8 protein-coding genes are annotated in these 5,515 nt (G+C 62.2%); 7 read left to right on the top strand and 1 reads right to left on the bottom strand.

Annotated elements, in window-relative coordinates; genetic code table 11:
* The 3 genes from B4E36_RS04460 to B4E36_RS04450 form a co-directional block, all read left to right on the top strand.
* On the top strand, positions 1-352 hold a 352-nt coding region (locus B4E36_RS04460; protein ID WP_345900035.1), incomplete at its 5' end, for an imelysin family protein.
* 1 nt (position 353) lies between these two features.
* A complete protein-coding gene (locus B4E36_RS04455) occupies positions 354-1,442 on the top strand; it encodes a DUF1513 domain-containing protein (RefSeq protein ID WP_345900034.1) in 1,089 nt (362 codons plus the stop codon).
* 19 nt (positions 1,443-1,461) lie between these two features.
* Complete coding sequence (locus B4E36_RS04450) at positions 1,462-1,920, top strand: TspO/MBR family protein (RefSeq protein ID WP_345900033.1); 459 nt, start codon at positions 1,462-1,464, stop codon at positions 1,918-1,920.
* Here B4E36_RS04450 and B4E36_RS04445 read toward each other — a convergent pair.
* Positions 1,913-2,059 (bottom strand): hypothetical protein, encoded by a 147-nt coding sequence (locus B4E36_RS04445; protein ID WP_345900032.1) that lies wholly within the window; start codon positions 2,057-2,059, stop codon positions 1,913-1,915. The two genes, B4E36_RS04450 and B4E36_RS04445, sit on opposite strands and share 8 nt — an antisense overlap.
* A 124-nt stretch (positions 2,060-2,183) precedes the next feature.
* Here B4E36_RS04445 and B4E36_RS04440 point away from each other — a divergent pair, with 124 nt between their 5' ends.
* The 4 genes from B4E36_RS04440 to B4E36_RS04425 form a co-directional block, all read left to right on the top strand.
* On the top strand, positions 2,184-2,633 hold the full coding sequence (locus B4E36_RS04440; RefSeq protein ID WP_292059697.1) for a PaaI family thioesterase: 450 nt from the start codon (positions 2,184-2,186) through the stop codon (positions 2,631-2,633).
* Complete coding sequence (locus B4E36_RS04435; RefSeq protein WP_292059691.1) at positions 2,633-3,265, top strand: 5'-methylthioadenosine/S-adenosylhomocysteine nucleosidase; 633 nt, start codon at positions 2,633-2,635, stop codon at positions 3,263-3,265. The genes B4E36_RS04440 and B4E36_RS04435 overlap by 1 nt, the downstream gene beginning before the upstream one ends.
* A 39-nt stretch (positions 3,266-3,304) precedes the next feature.
* Positions 3,305-4,870 carry a glutamine-hydrolyzing GMP synthase gene (gene guaA, locus B4E36_RS04430; RefSeq protein WP_292059689.1) on the top strand — a complete coding sequence of 522 codons (1,566 nt, stop codon included), beginning with the start codon at positions 3,305-3,307 and terminating at the stop codon, positions 4,868-4,870.
* Between the two features lie 294 nt (positions 4,871-5,164).
* Positions 5,165-5,515, top strand: a 351-nt coding sequence (locus B4E36_RS04425) for an Arm DNA-binding domain-containing protein (RefSeq protein WP_345900031.1), incomplete at its 3' end; no start/stop codon positions are given.

The raw sequence follows: 5,515 nt of genomic DNA, 5'->3' as shown, positions 1-5,515 counted from the left end.
CGGGCCGAATTTCGCCACCCGCGCGATCTACTGGCGCTCCGAGAATACATGGCCCTCGGTGCTCGCCAATCTCGATGCGCTGCAGGCGCTTTTGAATGAGGCCGGCATGGAGGACCTGCTGGACGAGGACGTCCGCTCGATCGTGTCCTCGATCAACTTCCTGTTCTCCTCGCTCGACGGCGTGGTCGAGGGCATGAACCCCGATATCAGGGTTGTTCTCAACGATCCGGATCAACGGGCGAAACTCGATTACATCATCCTGAACCTCAAGGATGTGATCCTGCGGCTGAATAACAATTACGGCGGGGCGATCGGCCTTGGGGCCGGTTTCTCCTTCTCCGACGGAGATTGACATGCCCGCCCGCTCGGCCCTGATCGACCGCCGCAGTTTCGTGAAGGCCGCGGGCAGCCTGTTCCTGGCCGGGCTTTCCGCGCCCGCCGCCTTCGCTTTGGAGCGCGCCGATGCGGTCTATGCAACGGGCATCAGAACGCCGGATGGCCGGTTCGCGCTGGCACTGATGGCGGAAGACGGCGCGTTCATCTCGCAGGTCGCGCTGCCGGACCGGATCCACGGTCTCACCGTTTCGCCGGCGACGGGCGCGGTGGCGGCGTTTGCCCGCAGACCCGGAACCTTCATTCTGGTGTTGCCGCCCTCGGGCGCGGAGACCATCATCAACGCGATCCCCGACCGGCATTTCTACGGGCATGGCGCATTCTCACCGGATGGCCGGTTTCTCTATGCCAGCGAGAATGATTTCGACAACCGGCGCGGCGTGATCGGCATCTATGATGCCCGCCAGAACTATATCCGCATCGGCGAATATCCGACCTATGGCATCGGGCCGCATGATCTCTCCGTGACGCCGGATGGCCGGTTTCTGATCGCCGCCAATGGCGGGATCGAAACCCATCCCGATTTCGGCCGCACCAAGCTCAACCTCGATCACATGGAACCGTCGCTGGCGCTGATTGATGCAGCCAACGGGGCGCTCGTCGAAAAGCACGCGTTGCCCGCAGCCCTCAGCCAGCTTTCGACCCGGCATCTGGCACTGGGGGAAGAAGGCCGCATCTGGTTTGCCTGCCAGTTCGAGGGGCCGCGCAACGAGACGCCGCCGCTGGTCGGCCACATCGCTCCCGGCGAGGTGCTTTCCTTCACGCCGCTGCCGGAGGATGTCACGATCGGGCTCGGCAATTATGTCGGCGCGATCGCCGCCAACCCGCGCGACGGGCTGATCGGCCTGACCTCGCCCAAGGGGCTGGTGGTAACGCTGGAGGAGGCGACCGGCCGGGTGGTCTCGACCGGAAAGCTTGAAAACGCCGCCGGCATCGCCGACGCCGCGCATGGCTTCGCCGTCGGCACCTATGACGGTGTATTCGCCGGCGCGCATCACGCGGCCGCTTTCGACCAACATGCGGTGCGCCTCATTGGCAATTCGGTCTAGCAACACTATTTATGCCGTCATGAAAAACGCAAAAGCCATTCACGCACTCTTTATTGTTGTCGTCCTTGCGGCCGGCCTTCTGTCCGGCTTCCTCAACATGCCGGGCGAATGGTATGCGTCGCTCGCCAAGCCGCCCTTCAATCCCCCGGACTGGCTGTTTGGCCCCGTCTGGACGGTGCTCTATGTCTTCATCGGCTGGGCCGGCGCCCGCAGTTTTCTGCGTCGCGACGAGTATCCCAGAGCATTTGGCCTCTGGGTCGTGCAGTTCGTGCTGAACATAGCCTGGATGCCGGTCTTCTTCGGCCTGCATATGATGGTTCCGGCGCTGATCATCATTGTCGCCCTGCTGCTCGCCATCCTCGCCTTCATCGGCAACACCCGGCAGCATGACCGCCTCTCGGCCGCCCTGTTCGCCCCCTACGCCCTCTGGGTCGCCTTCGCGACGCTGCTGAACGCCGCGCTTGTTTACCTCAACTGAGCTTGTCGCTTGTCGGAAACGCTGCGGCATGGCAGGTTTGGAGGACGGTATCCACCTCCCGCCCCGTGGCCTGGATGCTCGGGTCAAGCCCGAGCATGACGCATGTGGGGAGGTAGAGCCGTTCGGTGAAGCTGTTCACCAGCGCCTCCTTCCGGGTCATCCTCGGGCTTGACCCGAGGATCCATGGGGCGGTTGCTACCGGGCGGTGACCGAGGAAGAGGAAGGGCAGGTGTGCGGTTTCCGCAGCCGGTAAAGGCAAGGCATTGGCAGAATTCGAACATGGCGATTTTCACGCGCGGATCGTGAACAGTTTCGCAAGCCAGGGTGCTATGGAGATGCTCGGCGCGGAGCTGACCCGCATCAGCCACGGCGTCGTCGAGATCGAACTGCCCTTCGATACCAAACTGACCCAGCAGCATGGCATTCTCCATGCCGGCGTGATCGCGACCGGGCTCGAGACCGCCTGCACCTATGCCGCCTATACCATGATCGATACCGACGCCTCGCTGCTCACCATCGAGTTCAAGGTCAACCTGCTGTCGCCGGGCAGGGGCGGCCGATTCCTGTTTCGCGGCGAGGTCACCAAGCCCGGCACCAACATCATCGTCACCGATGGCCGCGGTTACGTGATCGGCGACGGCCCCGCCAAGCTGATCGCCTCGATGTCCGGCACTTGCATGGTGCTGCGCGACCGGGAAGGCTTTGAAGGTTGATGCGGGTCGAACTGATCGCCGGCAAGAACGTGCTGTTCGTGATGGCCGCTTCGGCCGAATATGGCGCGCGGCTCAAGGCTCGGATCGCGCCGCTGATGACCGGCATCGGCCCGGTGGAGGCGGCGGTGCGACTGACCAGGACGCTTGCCATGCTGGAACACGCCGACGCCGCGCCCGATCTGGTGGTATCGCTCGGTTCGGCTGGCTCGGCAACGCTGGAGCAGACCGAAATCTATCAGGCCTCCTCGGTCTCCTATCGCGACATGGATGCCTCGCCGCTCGGTTTCGAAAAAGGTCGTACGCCTTTCCTCGACCTGCCGGCGGAGGTGGCGCTGCCCTTTACCATTCCCGGCCTGCCGCGGGCGCGGCTTTCCACCGGCGGTAATATCGTGTCGGGCGCCGCCTATGATGCCATCGATGCCGATATGGTGGACATGGAAACCTTCGCGCAGCTGCGCGCCTGCCATGTTTTCAACCTGCCGCTCGTCGCCCTGCGCGGCATTTCCGATGGCAAGGCCGAACTGAAGCAGGTCGATGACTGGACGCAATATCTGCACATAATCGATGAAAAACTGAGCCTCGCCATCGATCGGCTGGAAACCGCCATTGAAACGGGCGCGATTCCCCTATAAGGCCGGTTTTTAGCTTTCACCGACAGGAAGGCCCCAGCCGTGACCCCAGAGATTTCCCATCCCGATTCCGTCCTGATCATCGATTTCGGCAGTCAGGTGACGCAGCTGATCGCGCGGCGTGTGCGCGAAACCGGCGTCTATTGCGAGATCGTTCCGTTCCAGAAGGCAGAGGAAGGGTTCGAGCGGCTGCAGCCCAAGGGCGTGATCTTCTCCGGCGGGCCCGACTCTGTCACCCGCGAGGGCTCTCCCCGCGCACCGCAGGCCGTGTTTGACAGCGGCGTGCCGATCCTCGCCATCTGCTACGGCCAGCAGACGATGTGCGTCCAGCTCGGCGGCGCGGTCGAGGGCGGCCATGCTGCGGAATTCGGCCGTGCCGATGTCGAAATCCTGAAGGCCTCGCCGCTGTTCGAGGGCATCTGGGAGGTCGGCAAGAAATATCCGGTGTGGATGAGCCATGGCGACCGCGTCACCGTTGCCCCGGAGGGCTTCGAGATCATCGGCGTCTCGCCGAACGCGCCGTTCGCGATCTGCGTCAACGAGGACAAGCGCTATTACACCACCATGTTCCACCCGGAAGTGGTGCATACGCCCGATGGCGGCAGGCTGCTCGCCAACTTCGTGCACAAGATCGTCGGGCTGAAATCCGACTGGTCGATGGCGGCCTACCGCGCCGAGATGGTGCAGAAGATCCGTGACCAGGTCGGCGACAGCAAGGTGATCTGCGCGCTTTCGGGCGGTGTCGACAGTTCCGTTGCCGCGCTCCTGATCCACGAGGCCGTCGGCGACCAGCTCACCTGCATCCTCGTCGACCACGGTCTGATGCGCAAGAACGAGGCCAATGAAGTGGTCGCGATGTTCCGCGAGCACTACAATCTTCACCTGATCCACGTCGATGCGGTCGACCGTTTCGTCGGCGAGCTCGAAGGCGTGGCCGACCCGGAAACCAAGCGCAAGATCATCGGCCGCCTGTTCATCGAAACCTTCGAGGACGAGGCGAAGAAGCTCGGCGGCGCTGATTTCCTCGGTCAGGGCACGCTCTATCCGGATGTGATCGAAAGCGTGTCCTTCTCCGGCGGCCCCTCGGTCACCATCAAGTCGCACCACAATGTCGGCGGCCTGCCCGAGCGGATGAACATGCAACTGGTCGAGCCGCTGCGAGAACTGTTCAAGGACGAGGTCCGCGTGCTCGGCAAGGAACTCGGCCTGCCGGACAGCTTCATTGGCCGCCACCCGTTCCCGGGGCCGGGGCTTGCGATCCGCTGCCCCGGCGGCGTGACGAAGGAAAAGCTCGACATTTTGCGCGAGGCCGACGCGATCTATCTCGACGAAATCCGGAAAAACGGTCTCTACGACGTCATCTGGCAGGCCTTCGCCGTGCTGCTGCCGGTCCAGACCGTGGGCGTGATGGGCGATGGCCGCACCTATGAATATGTCTGCGCGCTGCGCGCCGTCACCTCGGTTGACGGCATGACGGCCGATTTCTACCACTACGACATGAACTTCCTCGGCAAGGCCGCCACCCGCATCATCAACGAAGTCCGCGGCATCAATCGCGTCGTCTACGATGTGACAAGCAAGCCGCCGGGCACGATCGAGTGGGAATGATTCAGGCCCATCCGAACGTCGCCGATTTTGCGCTGAAATACGATCTAACCAACTGAAAATAAAAATAAATTCCTTCTATGCCTATCGACATCTATCGGTGGGCATAGATCGCGTTTGGCAGCCTCGCTGACGGGCCTCGCCCCCATTGATCAAACGGAAAAACGAAAGTACCGTCAGGAGTAATGAGGCTCCTGACGGTACTTTTTCTGATATAAGACGCTGAATTATAAGCGCTTTCTACGCCGTAGGCCTCCAAAAACTGCGTGACAGTACTTTTCCGCAAGGACGCCCTAAATGTTGACCGATGCAGCACTCAAGTGCTTGAAACCAAAAGACAAAATGTACAAGGTATCTGATCGTGACGGCATGTATGTGCGCGTTGCACCGTCGGGCACCATCTCGTTCAGGCTCGACTATCGGCTGAACGGCAGGCGGGAGACCCTCTACCTCGGTAGGTATACCCGTGACGGGATATCGCTCGCCAGGGCTCGCGAGTTATGCATCGACGCGCGGCGTGCGATCGCCGAAGGGCGGTCTCCCGCCATCGAGAAGCAGCGGGAGAAGCGCCGGATCAAGGAAGCAAAGAGCTTCGGCCAGTTCGGCGAGAAATGGCTGACCAATGCAACCATGGCCGACAGTACGCGC

Source organism: Martelella sp. UBA3392 (assembly GCF_002358775.1).
GTDB classification, from domain to species: Bacteria; Pseudomonadota; Alphaproteobacteria; order Rhizobiales; family Rhizobiaceae; genus Martelella; species Martelella mediterranea.
Note: the sequence above shows the minus strand (reverse complement) of the source record. Positions and strands in the feature narration are given on the sequence as shown.